Raw genomic sequence first — 14,437 nt, 5'->3', positions numbered from 1 at the left:
ATGGTCGACCACCAGCGGACCGAGGTTGCACGGCCCGAGGCAGCCGCACGGGGTGACCTGCGTCGAGCTGCCCCGCGCCGCGTCGCTGAGCGCCCGGTGCGTGGCACCGGCGCCGTGCACCAGGCAGCGCGGCCCGCGGCAGACGAGCAGGTGCCGGTCCGGCACGTCGAGCACCGACCACGCCGGGCTGGCGAACCCGGCGGCCGAGGCGGTGACCGGGTCCCCGTCGCCCTGCGCCAGCTCGGCGACGGCGTCCGCGGCGAACCCGGTCAGGCCCGGCGCGATCCGGACGTCCGGGCCGGCGCCCGCCGGGCCGGACCCCGCCCGCCAGTGCGCGACGGCCCGGCCGATCCAGGTCGTCAGGTAGCGGTCGGCGGGCACCGCGAGCGGCACCAGCAGCACCGCGGGCACCCGCTCGGCGGTGAGCGCGTCGAGCACCGCCGGCACCGAGGGGTCCTCCTGGTCCAGGTGCGCCACCCGGACCGGTCCGGGCACCCGCCCGGCGACCGCGGCGGCCAGCCGGGCCAGCGACCGGCCGTCCACCCCGGACGGGGTCGGCCGGGCCACCAGGACCAGGGCGCGTTCCGACGTCTCAGGCATCCGTCTCCTCCGCTGTGCCGTCCCGCATCACCAGGGTCCGGTCGGCGTAACCGGCGAGCCGCTCCCGGTCGTGGCTGACGACGACGACCGCGGTCCCGGACGCGGCGAGCGACCGGAGCAGCGCGGTGATCGCGTCGGCGGTCGCGACGTCCAGGCTGGCGGTGGGTTCGTCGGCCACCAGGAGCGCGGGCCGGGCGGCGAGCGCCCGGGCGATCGCGACCCGCTGCGCCTGGCCGACCGACAGCGTCGCCGGTCGCCGGTCCGGGTCGATCCCGGCCAGTCCGACCCGGTCCAGCATCCCGGCCGCGATCGCCCGGGCGGCGGCGCGGCGGGGACGTTCCCCGCGGGCCCGCAGCGGCTCGGTCAGGGTCCGCCACAGCGGCCACCGCCGGTCCAGTGACGCGACCGGGTCCTGGAACACCGGCATCACGTGCCCGGGCCCGGCTCCCGGGATCTCGACGGTGCCCGCGTCGGGGTGTTCCATCCCGGCCAGCAGCCGGGCCAGGGTCGACTTCCCGGAACCGGACCGGCCGACGACGGCGAGCACCTCACCGGCCCGCACGGTCACCGACACGTCGTGCACCGCGGTCACCGGGCCGTAGCGGCGGGTCAGCCCGGTGCCCCGCACGACGACCGCGCCGTCCGGTCTCCCCCGCGCCGAGGACCGGTCCACCGGCCCGGCCGTCGCCGGGCCGGCCGACAGCAGCCGGTCGGCCGGTCCGCGCCCGGCGACCCGGCCGTCGTCGAGCACCAGGACGTGCCCGGCGTGCCGGGCCACCAGCGCCAGGTCGTGGCTGACCAGCAGCAGCGCCCCGCTGCACCGGCGCACCAGGTTGAGCACGTCGTCGGCGAGCTCGGCGTCCAGTGCGCTGGTCGGCTCGTCGGCCAGCGTCAGCGGCGGACCGTGCGCGGTCCCGGCGACGATCGTGGCGCGCTGCAGCATCCCGCCGGACCAGGTGTGCGGGTGCCGGGCGGCGCAGCGGGCGGCGTCGTCGATGCCGACCCCGGCCAGATCGGCGGCCACCCGGCCGGGCGGCGGCACCATCCGGTGCGACCGCCACGCCGAGGTCACGTGATGGCCGACCGTCCGCAGCGGGTCGCAGGCCGCGAACGGGTCCTGCGGGACGTAGCCGATGGTCCGCCCGCGCAGCCGGCGCAGCTCCGGTTCGGGCAGCCCGAGGATCTCCCGCCCGTCGACGCGCACGCTGCCGGTGACGACCGCGCCCGGGGGCAGCAGGCCGAGGATCGTGCGGACCAGCGTCGTCTTGCCGCAGCCGGACCGCCCGACCACGGCCCACCGGCCGCCCGGCGGGATGTCCAGGTCGACGTCGTGCAGGGCGGGCCGGGCCGGGCCGCAGCCCGGGTACACCACGGTGAGCCCGCGGACCGAGAGCGCGCTCACCGGCGTCGCTCCGGATCGGTGACGTCGCGCAGCGCGTCACCGACCAGCGTCGCGGCGGCGACGGCGAGCACCAGCCCGGCGCCCGGGCCGATCAGCTGCCACGGCGCCGCGGCGAAGGTCTCCCGGCCGGCGGCGAGCATGGTGCCCCACTCCGCGGTCGGCGGCTGGGCGCCCAGCCCGAGGAACGACAGCGCGCCCAGCGCCAGCACCGCCTCGCCCAGTCCCAGGGTGGCGGCCACCGACACCTGCACCGCCACCCCCGGCACGACGTGGGTGAGCACGGCGCGGAGCGGGCCGATCCCGGCCATCCGGGCGGCGACGACGTCCGGCCGGGACGCCGCGCCCCGGGCCACGCTGCGCGCGATCCGGGCCAGGTGGGCCCAGCTGGTGAGCGCCATCGCGAGCACCAGGTTCAGGTGGCCGGGGCCGAGGACGCCGACCACGGCCAGGGTCAGGACCAGCGTCGGCAGCCCGAGCAGCACGTCGGTGATCCGGGTGGCGACGGCGTCCACGATCCCGCCGACGGCCCCGGCGACGGTGCCGACGACCAGCCCGATCACCCCGGACAGCGCCATCACCAGCACCGCGGCGCCGAGCGAGCTGCGCGCGCCCGCGACCGTGCGGGCGAGCAGGTCGCGGCCGGCCTGGTCGGTGCCGAGCAGGTGCTCCGGTCCCGGCGGGGCGAGCTGGCGGGTGTAGTCGGGCAGGTCCGGATCGGGCAGCAACCACGGCCCGGCGACGGCGGCGGCCACCAGCAGCACCGCGAAGGCGAGGCCGACCCGGGCTGCGGGCCGGGCGAGCAGCGCCCGGCCGAGTCCGCGCCCGACCGCCCGGACCGGCGGCTCGGCGACCGGGGTGAGGATCCCCGCGCCGGTCACCGCGGGCTCCGCAGGCGCGGGTCGATCCCGGCGCACAGCAGGTCGATCAGCAGGCTCGCCAGGACGTAGGCGACCACCGCGACCAGGGTGAACCCGACGACCACCGGCATGTCGCGGCCGTTGATCGCCTCGACCGTGAAGCGCCCCACCCCGGGCCAGGTGAACACGCTCTCGACGATCGCGGCGCCGCCGATCAGCGACGCGGTGCCGAGCCCGACCATGGTGAGGAACGGGGCGAGCGCGTTCGGCAGCTGGTGCACCAGCAGCCGCCGGACCGGGCCCGCGCCGCGGGCGGCGGCGACCCGCAGGTGCGTCGCCGAGCCGGCCTCCAGCAGGCTGGTGCGCAGGACCCGGGACCAGATGGCGACCGAGCCGAGCGCGAGCACCAGCGCGGGCAGGAACACGGTCGCCCAGGTGCCGTCGGCGATCACCCGGCCGAGACCGGCCCGGACCACCAGGACGTCGATCAGCACCACGCCGAGCACGAAGCTCGGCACCACCAGCGCGCCGAGCGCGATCCCGCGGGCCAGGGTGTCCGGCCACCGGCCGGCGCCGAGTGCGGCGACCGTGCCGAGCAGCAGCGCCGCCCCGACGGCCAGGCCGAGCGCGGCCACGGTCAGCCGCAGCGTCGCGGGGAGCCGGTCGGCGAACTCGGTGCTCACCGGCCGGCCGGTCCGCCACGAGACGCCGAGGTCGCCGCGGACGGCGTCGCCCGCCCACCGCCCGAACCGGACCGGCAGCGGCTCGTCGAGCCGCAGCTCGGCGCGCACCGCGGCGACCGCGGCCGGGGTCGGTTCGGTGATCCCGCGCGCCTGCAGCACCCGCTGCGCCGGGTCGCCGGGGGTGACGGCGAGCATCCCGAAGACGAGCGCGCCTGCGGCGGCCAGGGTGAGCACTGCCTGGCCGACCCGGTTGAGGACGGCGAGCACGGTCAGCCGGTCGGTGCCGTGTCGCGGGAGACCCAGAGGTTGGAGCCCTCGATCTCGTAGCCCTGCCAGGCCGGTCCGGTGATCACCGCACCCCTGCGCTGCCCGATGTAGCCGAGGTGGCCGCCGTCGGCGATCCGGTGCTGGATACGGCGGAGCAGATCGTCCCGGGCCGCCGTGTCCAGCTCGACCGCGACCTGGTCGATCAGCGCGTCCAGCTCGGGATCCGCGGTACCGGTGTAGTTCTTCGGTCCGTCGCTGCGCACGGTGTTGACCAGCGGGAGCACGTAGTCGCCGCCGAACGACAGCATCCCGCTCGCCCGGACCGACGCCTGCCAGCCGGTCGGCTGCTCCACGGCGTCGGTGATGTCCGGTACCTGCTGGATGTCGACGCCGATGCCCTGCGCTGCCAGCTGCGCCTGGACGGCCAGTGCGAGGGCGTCGGAGTCGGGCTGCTGCGGGTAGGTCAGCATCGAGAACCGCAGCTCGGCGCCGTCGCGGGTGCGCGGGCCGTCGCCGTCGCGGGTCCAGCCCGCCTCGTCCAGCAGGCGCGCGGCACCGGCCGGGTCGGTCGTCGTGGTCGGCTCGGCCCAGGGGCGGGACTCGTCGTAGATCCCGGTCACCGGCAGGTACAGCCCGTTCATCACGTCGTTCGCGAGTGCGTCGTAGTCGATCGCCCGGTAGACGGCCCGCCGGACCTGCGCGTCGTCGAACGGGGCCGCGCGGTGGTTGAGCTCGAGCTGGAAGGTCGGGCCGCTCGTCGCCCCGGTGACGTAGAAGGCGTCGTCCCGGCCCTCCAGGGTGGAGGCCGTGGCGGTCGGCGGGTACAGCGCGATGTCCACCTCGCCGGACTGGACGGCCTGGATCCGGGCGGACGCCTCGGGCACGAACCGCACGGTCACCGCGTCGAGCGCGGGCGGGCCCTGCCAGTGGTCGGCCCGCGGCGAGAGCTGCGCGGCGGCCCCGTCGAGCGAGTCGACGACGTACGGTCCGGTGTAGATGCCCGCACCGACCAGTTCGGACGCGGGTGCGCCGGAGTCGCGGTGCTCCCGGTAGGCGGCGACGTCGAAGACCGGGACCATCGACTCGTCGGCCAGCAGTGCCGGGACGTTCGGCGCCGGCCGCGAGGTGACGAGTGTGACCGCCAGCGGTCCGGTCGCCTCGGCCGTGGCGCCGGGCAGGGCCGCCGCGAAGGAGGCGTTCTCGGCGAGCTGGAAGGTGAGCAGTGCGGCGAGCGCGTCGGCGTCGAGCGGTGTGCCGTTCACGAAGCCGGCACCCTCGGGGAGGGTCAGCTCCCAGGTGGTCGGGCCGGTCGAGGTCAGGTCGGTCAGCACCCAGGGGGTCGGCTCGCCCGCCCGGTCCGGGCGCATCAGCAGCTCGACGTAGCCGAACTCCGGGCCCCAGAAGCCGTTCTCCAGCGGATCGAGGTCGTCGATCGCGAATCCGGTGGCGAAGGTGACGGTGTTCGGCGGGTCGCCGGCGGCCTCGCCGCCGCCGGTGGTCTGCACGCATCCCGCGGTGAGCAGGACCGCGGCCGCGGCGGCGGCCAGCCGGGTCAGGGCACGTATGCGGGTCACGGGGTCCTCCTGCGCTGCGTCGGGCGGGCCGCGCACCGGACGAACCGGATGATCGCGACCGATCGGAGAGAGTCATACCCCACACTTGAACAACTGGGCATATTTAGTGATGTTCACCGCGCGCGGGAACCGGCACTCCCCCGCCGGCGACGTCCAGCGCCACGCCCTTCGCGCCGCCGCTGCTCGCCCCGCCGCACCCCTCCGGCCGCCGAGATGCAGCTCAGCGGGCCGCGAAGATCGACAATTCCCGCTGAGCTGCATCTCGGTGAGGTGGGCGCGGGTGGCCGCGCAGCACGGGGCGGCGGTGGGCGGGCAGGTCGCGCGGGTCGGGCCCGGAGCGGCAGTACGGATCGGATCGGATCGAGCGCGGGCCCGGCGAGCGCGGTCGGGCGCGTGGGCTGGTGCGGCCCGGCGCGTGGGTCGGCGCGGCAGGCGCGGGTCATGGCCGGCACGGTGCGACGCGACGCGGCACGGCCCCGGGGCGCGGGTCGGCCCCGCCCCGGTGCGCGGGTCTGCGCGGCAGGTGTGGATCACAGCCGGCACGGTGCGACGCGACGCGCGCGGCACGGCCCCGGCGCGCGGGTCGGCCCCGCCCCGGTGCGCGGGTCCGCGCGGCAGGTGCGGATCACAGTCGGCACGGTGCGACGCGGTACGGCACGACCCGGCAGGTTCGGGTCGCACCCCGCACCCCAACCGTCGCCGAGATGCAGCTCAGCGGGCCGCGAAGATCGACAATTCCCGTTGAGATGCATCTCGGTGAGATGGGCGCGGGTCGGTGCGGCACCGGGCGGCACGGAACGGCCCGGCCCGGCAGGCGTGGGAGGCACTCCGCAGCCCTCCGGTCGTCGAGATGCAGCTCAGCGGGCCGCGGAGATCAACATCGCGCGCTGAGCTGCATCTCGGCGGGGCGGCCGAGGCGGCGGGGTCGAGCAGGACCGGCGCAGCGTCGGAGCCGGCCAGGTCGGAGTGAGTCGGCCGGTCCGGCAGGGCACGGTTCAGCCCGCCGCGGCACGGCTCGGCACAGTCGGTCCGGCGCCGCTCGACACGGTCGGCCTGGCCCGGCATGCCGCGGCACGGTCGGCCTGGCGTGCCGTGGCACGACCGGATCGGCCCGCCGCAGCACGGATCGGCCCGCCGCGGCACGGCTCGGCACAGTCGGTCCGCCGCGGCTCGGCACGGTCGGCCCGGCCCGCCGCGGCACGGTCGGTCTGGCCCGGCATGCCGCGGCACGACCCGGGCTCGTCCGGCCGGGCCGGCTCAGGCCGCGAGCTCGGCGATCCGGGCGGCGACGTCGGCGAGGTGCCCGCTCATCCCGTCCAGGTCGTCCGCAGCCGCCCCGAGCAGCCCCGCGTCCCCCAGCGAGGCCCCGGCGACGCAGTTCCGGGCCGCGTCGGCACCGGCGTCCAGCCCCGCACCCCAGGACGCCTGGGCGCGCGGGTCCGGGATCGGCGGGTAGGCGCGGGCCGTGGCGACGTCGTCGCGCAGGTCGCGGCACGCGTCCCGCATGGTCGCGAGATCGGCCGCCCGGGTGATCGCGGCGAGATCCTCGGTGATCCGGGTGACCCGGACCTGCCCGCCGCCGTCGCGCCACTCGGTGATCGCCGCGCTCGCCGCCGCGGCGGGCCCGGCGGCCGGCCCGGCCCGGTCCGCGGCCACGACCACCCCGGTGAACACGGCGAGCAGGCCGGCGATCGCGGCGACCAGCCCGGCGCCGACGAGTCGCGGTGACCGCCGGCGGGGTAGCAGCGCGTCCGGGAACCCGGGCAGCCGTCCGTCGGGGCCCGGGCCCGCGGCGGGCTCGACCGGCGCCGCCGGGCGCGTCCCGGGCGCGGCGTGTCGCGGGCGGTACGACGGTCCGTGCTGTTCCACGACGCACCCCCTCCCGGTCGCCTCCGATGCCGGTTCATCGCGCTCCGACCAGCAGCGTTAGCTCCGCGGCCCGGAGTTCATCAGTCCTGGTGACCCCGGTCACCCGTCCGGGGTGACCGGTTGGACTGAGCAATCCGCAACATCTGTTCCATCCTGAATGTACGTTTGGGAGGTAGCGTCGCGCCGGCGACCGTCGTGACACGACCCCGGAGCGATCAATGCAGATCACCGAACGACCGACGTCCCACCACTGGAGACTGCTGGCCGCAGGAGCCGCAGCTGCACTGGCCCTCACCGCCTGCGCGGGCGCCCCCGCCGACGACGCCGCCGCACCACCGGACGGAACCACCGCCGGCGACGCCGCCCCGCTCACCGTCTACTCCGGACGTTCGGAGAGCCGGGTCCAGGAGCTCCTCGACCAGTTCGAGGCCGAGTCCGGCATCCCGCTCGACATCCGGTACGGCGACACCGCCGAGCTCGTCGCCCAGGTCCTGGAGGAGGGCGAGGCGAGCCCGGCCGACGTGTTCTTCGCCCAGGACGCCGGGGCGCTCGGCGCACTGTCCGAGGCCGGCCGGCTGGTCCCCCTCGACGACGAGGTGTACGACGGCGTCGTCGACGGCTACGTCGCCGCCGACGGCTCCTGGACCGCCACCTCCGCGCGCGCCCGGGTGATCGCCTACGACTCGCAGGACCTCACCCCCGACGAGCTGCCGCAGAGCCTCGACGATCTGCTCGACCCGCGCTGGGCGGGCCAGATCGGCTTCCCGCCGGGCAACTCGTCGTGGAACACCTTCGTCACCGCGGTCCGCCTGGACCGGGGCGACGACGGTGCGCGGCAGTGGCTCGCGGACTTCGACGCGCAGAACCCGGAGCGGTTCAACAACAACCACGGCGTGATCGACGGAATCGAGAACGGCCAGATCCAGATCGGACTCGTCAACCACTATTACATCTACTCCAAGATGGAGGAGCTCGGCGAGGAGAACCTGCGCACCCGCAACCACCACGTCGGCGGTGATCCGCTCGGCCTGGTCAACGTCGCCGGAGCGGGCGTGATGGACACCGCCGACGATCCGGCCCGCGCCCAGGAGCTGGTCGCGTTCCTGACCTCCGAGGTCGCCCAGCAGTACTTCGTCGACACCTCCGGTGAGTACGCGGTCCGGTCCGGGATCACCTCCACGGTCTACGACATGCCCGACATCACCGAGCTGGAGCAGCCCGACATCGACCTGGCGGATCTCCGGACGTTGGAGGAGACCCTTGAGATGCTGCAAGAAGCCGGCATGAGCTGATCGTGCTCCGCAGCGCCGTCCGACGGCGGTCCGGCGGGGCGGCACCGGCGCTGGTCGCCGGTGCCGCCCTGGCCGGGCTGTTGATGCTCACCCCGCTGGTCTATCTCGCGATCCGGTCGTTCGAACGCGGCCCGGACTACGTGGTGAACGTGCTGACCCGGCCGCGGACCGGGCAGCTGTTCGCGAACACGGTCGTGCTGACCGTGAGCGCGACGCTGGTCTGCATGGTCGTCGGGACCGTCGCGGCCTGGCTGGTGGTGCGCACCGACCTGCCCGGACGCCGGGTGTGGGGGGTGTTGTTCGCGCTGCCGCTGGCCGTGCCGTCCTACGTCGCCGGATTCGGCTGGATCTCCGGCTTCCCCGGGATCGTCGGCTTCGGCGGGACGCTGCTGGTGCTCAGCTCGGTCAGCTTCCCCTACGTCTTCCTCGCCGTGTCGGCCACGCTCTCCCGGGGTGACGCCGGCATGGAGGAGGCGGCCCGGTCGCTCGGCCTGGGTCCGGTGCGGGTCCTGCTGACCGTCACGCTGCGCCGGGTGTGGCCGGCCGTCCTGGCCGGGGCGCTGCTGGTCGCGCTCTCGGTGATCAGCGACTTCGGGGTGCCGTCGCTGATGCGTTTCGACACCTTCACCCTCGGCATCTTCACCCGCTACCGGTCCACCTTCGACCCGACGCCGGCCGCGGTGCTCGGGCTGGCCCTGGTCGCGCTGGCGATCGTGGTGACGATCGCCGAGGCCCGGGTGCGCGGCCGGTCCACCGAACGGGTCGGGCGCGGCGCGGGCCGCCGGGCCGGGCCGACCCCGCTGGGCCGGTGGACGCCGGCCGGGCTGCTGTTCGTGCTCGTCGTCATCGGGATCTCGCTCGGCGTCCCGGCCTACAGCCTCACCGTCTGGACGATCGCCGGCGCGTCGGCCGGCATCGACCTCCCGCACCTGGCCGCGACCGCGCTGGACACCTTCCAGGTCGCCGGGCTCGGCGCGCTGCTCACCGTCGCGCTGGCGCTGCCGGTCGGGGTGCTCGCCGCCCGGCACCGGGGGCGGCTGGTGCGGGCCCTGGAGAACGTCACCTATCTCGGGTTCGCGCTGCCCGGCGTCACCGTCGGGCTGGCGCTGGTCTACCTGGGCATCCGGGTCTTCCCGCAGCTCTACCAGCAGCTGCCGATGCTGATCGCCGGCTACGCGGTGCTGTTCCTGCCGCTGGCCGTCGGCATCGTGCGGACCGCAGTGTCCGACGCCCCGGTGCGGCTGGAGGAGGCGTCCCGGTCGCTGGGCCGCGGCCGGCTGCAGACCCTGGCCAGGGTGACCGTGCCCCTGGCGGCGCCGGGGATCGTGGCGGCGGCGGCGCTGGTGTTCGTGTCGGTCGCCCGCGAGCTGCCCGCCACGCTGATGCTCCGGCCGACCGGCACCGAGACCCTGGCGATGGCGATCTGGTCGCGGACCGGGGCGAGCCAGTTCGCCGCGGCCGCGCCGTACGCGGTGCTGCTGGTGCTGCTGGCCGCGATTCCGACGCTCGTGCTCGACCGGGTGCTCCGGCGCAGAGGAGGGGACTGATGGACGAGGAGCCCGCACTGGTGCTGGACGGCGTCCACGCCGGACATCCGGGAACCCCGGTGCTGTCCGGCGTGGACCTGGCCGTGCCGGCCGGGACGCTCACCGCCGTGCTCGGCGGTTCCGGCTGCGGCAAGACGACGCTGCTGCGCACGGTCGCCGGGTTCCATCCGGCCGAGCGGGGCAGCATCCGGCTCGGCGGCCGGCTGGTCGCCGGGGACGGCGTGGCCGTCGCCCCGGAGCGCCGCCGGGTCGGCCTGGTCTCCCAGGAGGGCGCGCTGTTCGGCCATCTCGACGTCGCGGCGAACGTCGGGTTCGGGCTGGACCGCCGGGCCCGCCGCGGCGACCGGATCGGCGAGGTGCTGGAGCTCGTCGGGCTCGCCGGGTATGGCGACCGGATGCCCGCCGAGCTGTCCGGCGGCCAGCAGCAGCGGGTGGCGCTGGCCCGGGCGCTGGCGCCCGCCCCGGCGCTGGTCCTGCTCGACGAGCCGTTCGTCGCGCTGGACGCCGGGCTGCGCGCGGAGGTGCGCGGTCAGGTGCGCGACGCGCTCACCGCCGCCGGTGCGACGGCGGTGCTGGTCACCCACGACCAGCAGGAGGCGCTGGGCACCGCCGATCTGGTCGCCGTCCTGCGCGGCGGGCGGGTGGTGCAGTGCGCGCCGCCGCGCACCCTCTACGACTCCCCCGCCGACGTCGGGGTGGGCAGCTTCGTCGGCGACGCCGTGGTGCTCGCCGCGGACGTCGCCGACGGCGCCGCGGGCACCGTGCTCGGCCGGATCCCGGTCCCGGCCGGCACCGGGCCGGGCCAGTTGCTGCTGCGTCCCGAGCAGCTGCGGCTGCGGGCGCCGGACGGCGACCGCGAACCCACCGCCAAGGTCTCCGACGTCGTCTTCCACGGCCCGGACGCCACGGTGGTGCTCGATCTCGACGGCACCGGCCTGCTGGCCAGGGTGCCCGGCCGGAACGACGTGCGGCCCGGCGACCGGGTGGTGGTCGAGGTCGCGGGCGAAGGACGATTCTTCCCGGCCGGGCACGGCAGCGGTTGAGCCCCGGGCCGCCGTAGGATCGGCCCGGCCCCGGATCGGTACAGCCCGGCACAGACCGGCACACCCCGTGCCCAGGACAGGACCGCCATGCCCACGCCCGTCCCGCCGTACCTGGCGGTGGAGCAGACGACGCTGCCCCGCTATCCCGCGGCCGGCCGCTCCGCCGCCCCGCACCTGGTGGTCGCGGTGGGCACCGCGGTGCCGCCGCCGCTGCGCGCCGGTGACCGGCTGCGGGTGCTCGGGGCCGCCGCGGACGCCGGCGGGCTGCTCGACGCCGAGCTGCCCACGATGGTCACCGGCTGGCGGATCCTGGTCACCGGCACCGAGAGCGAGGTCCAGCAGGTCCGGGCGGCGGCGCTGGCCCGCGGCGCGCTGGACTCCGAACTGGACCTGCGGCCGACCGACGTGGACACCGACCCGCACGGGGCCCGGCCGCGCGCGATCCACTGCGGACACTGCCACCTGCGGTTCGCCGCGACCGCCGCGATCGGCGGCCCGGTGCGCTGCCCGGGATGCGCCCACCGGCTGGTCGTCGCGCACCACCACTCGCGCACGCACGCCGCGTTCCTCGGGAGCCCGGTGTGACGCTGGAGCTGCGGGTCGACGCGGTGAACGAGGCGTGCCCGGGGGTCCGCTCGGTCGCGTTCACCCGCGCCGACGGCGGGCCGCCGCCGTCCTACCCGCCGGGCAGCCACCTGGGCCTGGAGTGGGCGCCCGGGCGCTGGAACGCCTACTCGCTGACCGGCCCGTCGATCACCCCGGACCGGTGGCACGTCTCGGTCGCGCTGCGCCCGGACGGCTCCGGCGGGTCCCGCCGGATGCACCGGCTGCGGCCCGGTGACCGGATGCGGGCGACGATGCCGCGCAGCGGGTTCGCCCCGGTCGACACGGCGCGCAGGCACCTGCTCGTCGCGGGCGGGATCGGGGTGACGCCGGTGCTGTCGCACGTCCGCTGGCACACGTTCTGGGGCAACCCGTTCTCGGTGCTGTACGTGCACCGGCCCGGTGCCGCGCCGCACCTGGACGAGCTGCGGGAGCTCTGCGGGGACCGGCTGACCACCGCCACCGGGCGCGCGGCGGCGGCCGGGCGGATCCACCGGCTGGTGACGACGGCGCCGTTCGGCAGCCACCTGTACAGCTGCGGCCCGCCCGGCCTGACGGCGGCCGTCGGGGCGGCCGCCCGGGACGCGCACTGGGTGGACGCCCGGGTGCACAGCGAGCCCTTCGAGCGGCGGACCGAGCCGGGGCGGCCGTTCCGGGCGGTGCTGCGGCGCAGCGGGCGGACCGTCGAGGTCGGGGCCGCCGAGTCGCTGCTCGACGCGGTGCACCGGATCGGGGTCGCCGCGCCCAGCCTGTGCCGCAGCGGCGTCTGCGGCGAGTGCCTGACCCCGGTCCGCCACGGCGCCGTCGACCACCGGGACGCCGTGCACGCCGGGCGGGACGGCCGGATCGCGCTCTGCGTGTCCCGGGCCGCCGGCCCGGCCCTGGAGCTGGACCTGTGACCGCCTACCCGGACGACCTGGCGTCCTACCCGTTCCCGTTGCCGCACAGCACCTACCGGATCAGCGCGAACGTCGAGCCGGCCGGTGTCGCCCGGCCGACCGAGGCCGGCTCGTGGGGCGGGACGGTCCTGCACGTCCCCGGCTCCGCCGACGGCTACGAGGCGGTCGCGGCGCAGCGGGCCGCGATCCTGGACCGGGAACCGGCCCGGTTCGTCGCCGCCGGGCACAGCCGGGCCGCCTGCTGGGACGCGCTGCTCCACCTCACCGGAAGGCTCGCCGCCGAGCAGCCGGACACCTGCTCACTGGTCCGCGACGGCGACCGGTACCGCTTCCGCAACACCCGGCTCGGCGTCGATCAGGAGTTCGTGTTCGGCGACGGGTCGACGCTGCCCGAGCATCCGCTGCGGTTCGCCTCCCGGCAGCTCACCGAGGACGTCGTCGTGCTCGGCGCCCGCGAGGGACGGCTCTGGCTCGACGCCGGCGCGGTCGCCGCCGCGTCGGTCTGGTCGGTCGGGTTCGACGCCGGGATGAGCTTCCGCGAGCTGCACGGCCCGGTGCCCGGGAACGGTCCCGGCGGGGTGTTCGAGCGGGCCGAGGGGTTCCTGCTGCGGATGGCGCCGGGCGAGGTCTACCGGCGGCTCAACTGGGGGCTGCAGCCCGACGACCGGCTCGACCTGTCGCTGGACGCGGCGCCGTCCTGGGCGCCGGCCCGCCGTCCGCTGCGGGTCACCGACCCGGGCCGGGAGATCCACCTGCGGACCGAGGTGCAGCACCTGGTCCGGCTCCCGCTGACCGGCTCGGTGCTGTTCCTGATCGGGATCCGGCTGCTCGCGCTGGAGCGGCTCGAACGGGTACCGGCGTGGCGCGACCGGCTGGTGTCGGTGCTGCAGACGCTGCCGCCCGAGGTGGCCGACTACAAGGATCTCGGCCCGCTGGCCGCGCTCACCCTGGCGTACCTGCGGCGCTGACCCGGGCCGGCAGCACGACGACCGGGCAGGGCGCGAACGCGACCAGCGACCGGCTCGTCGAACCGAGCTGCATCCCGACCGGCGGCGTGGCGCCGTACGGGCCGACCACCACCGCCCTGGCGGTCGCGGCGACGTCGAGCAGCGCCCGCAGTGCGGTGCCCTCGACGATCCGGGTGTGCACGTCCGGCACCAGGTCGCGGGCGGTGGTGGCCGCGGCCTCGAGCGCCGCGTGCGCCGCACCGGCGACCGTCTCCCGGTCGGCCTGCACCCGGTGCAGCCGGGTGCCCGCCCGGGCGACGACGTCCGACCAGGAGTGCACCAGGGTCAGCGGGGCCGCCCAGGCGGCGGCCAGCGCGGCGGCCTCGGCGACGACGGCCTCGTCGTGGTCGCACTCGCCGCCGCCGACGCCGGCGACGACCCCCTCGGCCCCCGGCTCGGCGTCCCGCACGATCGCCACCGGGACCGGTGCGCTGCGCGCCACCCGGTCGGCGAAGCGGCCGGCGAGCATCGCGCCGGTCGCCCCGGCACCGTGGCTGCCCGCGACGAGCATCCGGGCCGGCCCGGTCGCCGCCAGCACCGCGTCGGCGATCCCGTCGGTGCCCGCGCCGGGCGGTGCGGGCAGCAGCTGCAGCCCGGCACCGGTCTCCCCGGCCAGCCGCTCCAGGTCCGCCGGCGCGTCCGGCCCGGCGGTGACGTGCAGCAGGCGGACCCGCATCCGCCACACCTCTGCCAGGTCACGCGCCCAGTGGGCGGCCTGGACCGCGCCCGGTGAACCGTCGACCGCCACCGCGATCTCGGTCCCGGTCGCCTCCCCGGTCGCCTCCGTCATGCGG

General features: G+C 76.6%; 12 protein-coding genes and 1 pseudogene. 6 read left to right on the top strand and 7 right to left on the bottom strand.

Annotated features, from left to right (window positions below; translation table 11 throughout):
- The 6 genes and pseudogenes from ABD160_RS00820 to ABD160_RS00795 all read right to left on the bottom strand — a co-directional run.
- Positions 1 to 600: pseudogene (locus ABD160_RS00820) on the bottom strand ((2Fe-2S) ferredoxin domain-containing protein); the annotation flags it as partial.
- A complete protein-coding gene (locus ABD160_RS00815) occupies positions 593 to 2,002 on the bottom strand; it encodes an ABC transporter ATP-binding protein (protein ID WP_344017556.1) in 1,410 nt (469 codons plus the stop codon). The gene ABD160_RS00815 and the pseudogene ABD160_RS00820, both read right to left, overlap by 8 nt.
- Entirely contained in the window at positions 1,999 to 2,880 is an 882-nt protein-coding gene (locus tag ABD160_RS00810; RefSeq protein ID WP_344017554.1) for an ABC transporter permease, read from the bottom strand. Before ABD160_RS00810 ends, ABD160_RS00815 begins: the two co-directional genes overlap by 4 nt.
- Positions 2,877 to 3,809 carry an ABC transporter permease gene (locus tag ABD160_RS00805; protein ID WP_344017553.1) on the bottom strand — a complete coding sequence of 311 codons (933 nt, stop codon included), beginning with the start codon at positions 3,807 to 3,809 and terminating at the stop codon, positions 2,877 to 2,879. The genes ABD160_RS00810 and ABD160_RS00805 overlap by 4 nt, the downstream gene beginning before the upstream one ends.
- 2 nt (positions 3,810 to 3,811) lie before the next feature.
- Complete coding sequence (locus ABD160_RS00800; protein ID WP_344017552.1) at positions 3,812 to 5,383, bottom strand: ABC transporter substrate-binding protein; 1,572 nt, start codon at positions 5,381 to 5,383, stop codon at positions 3,812 to 3,814.
- 1,257 nt (positions 5,384 to 6,640) lie between these two features.
- A complete protein-coding gene (locus tag ABD160_RS00795; RefSeq protein WP_344017551.1) occupies positions 6,641 to 7,252 on the bottom strand; it encodes a hypothetical protein in 612 nt (203 codons plus the stop codon).
- A gap of 218 nt (positions 7,253 to 7,470) precedes the next feature.
- Between ABD160_RS00795 and ABD160_RS00790 the strand changes: the two genes are divergently transcribed.
- From ABD160_RS00790 to ABD160_RS00765, 6 genes are all read left to right on the top strand, one after another.
- Positions 7,471 to 8,544, top strand: coding sequence for an extracellular solute-binding protein (locus tag ABD160_RS00790; RefSeq protein ID WP_344017550.1), 1,074 nt, complete (start codon positions 7,471 to 7,473; stop codon positions 8,542 to 8,544).
- A 2-nt stretch (positions 8,545 to 8,546) separates the two neighbouring features.
- Positions 8,547 to 10,091, top strand: a complete 1,545-nt coding sequence (locus tag ABD160_RS00785; RefSeq protein WP_344017549.1) for an ABC transporter permease — start codon at positions 8,547 to 8,549, stop codon at positions 10,089 to 10,091.
- Positions 10,091 to 11,134, top strand: a complete 1,044-nt coding sequence (locus ABD160_RS00780; protein ID WP_344017548.1) for an ABC transporter ATP-binding protein — start codon at positions 10,091 to 10,093, stop codon at positions 11,132 to 11,134. Before ABD160_RS00785 ends, ABD160_RS00780 begins: the two co-directional genes overlap by 1 nt.
- An 87-nt stretch (positions 11,135 to 11,221) precedes the next feature.
- A complete protein-coding gene (locus ABD160_RS00775) occupies positions 11,222 to 11,719 on the top strand; it encodes a dimethylamine monooxygenase subunit DmmA family protein (RefSeq protein WP_344017547.1) in 498 nt (165 codons plus the stop codon).
- Entirely contained in the window at positions 11,716 to 12,636 is a 921-nt protein-coding gene (locus tag ABD160_RS00770; RefSeq protein ID WP_344017545.1) for a flavin reductase family protein, read from the top strand. The genes ABD160_RS00775 and ABD160_RS00770 overlap by 4 nt, the downstream gene beginning before the upstream one ends.
- Positions 12,633 to 13,604, top strand: coding sequence for a heme-dependent oxidative N-demethylase subunit alpha family protein (locus tag ABD160_RS00765; RefSeq protein WP_344017544.1), 972 nt, complete (start codon positions 12,633 to 12,635; stop codon positions 13,602 to 13,604). Before ABD160_RS00770 ends, ABD160_RS00765 begins: the two co-directional genes overlap by 4 nt.
- Here ABD160_RS00765 and ABD160_RS00760 read toward each other — a convergent pair.
- Positions 13,579 to 14,433, bottom strand: coding sequence for a universal stress protein (locus ABD160_RS00760; RefSeq protein WP_344017543.1), 855 nt, complete (start codon positions 14,431 to 14,433; stop codon positions 13,579 to 13,581). The two genes, ABD160_RS00765 and ABD160_RS00760, sit on opposite strands and share 26 nt — an antisense overlap.
- Between the last annotated feature and the right edge of the window lie 4 nt (positions 14,434 to 14,437).

This window comes from Pseudonocardia kongjuensis, from assembly GCF_039526905.1.
Lineage (GTDB): Bacteria > Actinomycetota > Actinomycetes > Mycobacteriales > Pseudonocardiaceae > Pseudonocardia > Pseudonocardia kongjuensis.
Note: the sequence above shows the minus strand (reverse complement) of the source record. Positions and strands in the feature narration are given on the sequence as shown.

Bases quoted from the DNA above. Each gene is read 5' to 3' on its own strand.
- ABD160_RS00790 (WP_344017550.1), top strand. From the start codon at position 7,471: ATGCAGATCACCGAACGACCGACGTCCCACCACTGGAGACTGCTGGCC.
- ABD160_RS00775 (WP_344017547.1), top strand. From the start codon at position 11,222: ATGCCCACGCCCGTCCCGCCGTACCTGGCGGTGGAGCAGACGACGCTG.
- ABD160_RS00780 (WP_344017548.1), top strand. From the start codon at position 10,091: ATGGACGAGGAGCCCGCACTGGTGCTGGACGGCGTCCACGCCGGACAT.
- ABD160_RS00760 (WP_344017543.1), bottom strand. From the start codon at position 14,433: ATGACGGAGGCGACCGGGGAGGCGACCGGGACCGAGATCGCGGTGGCG.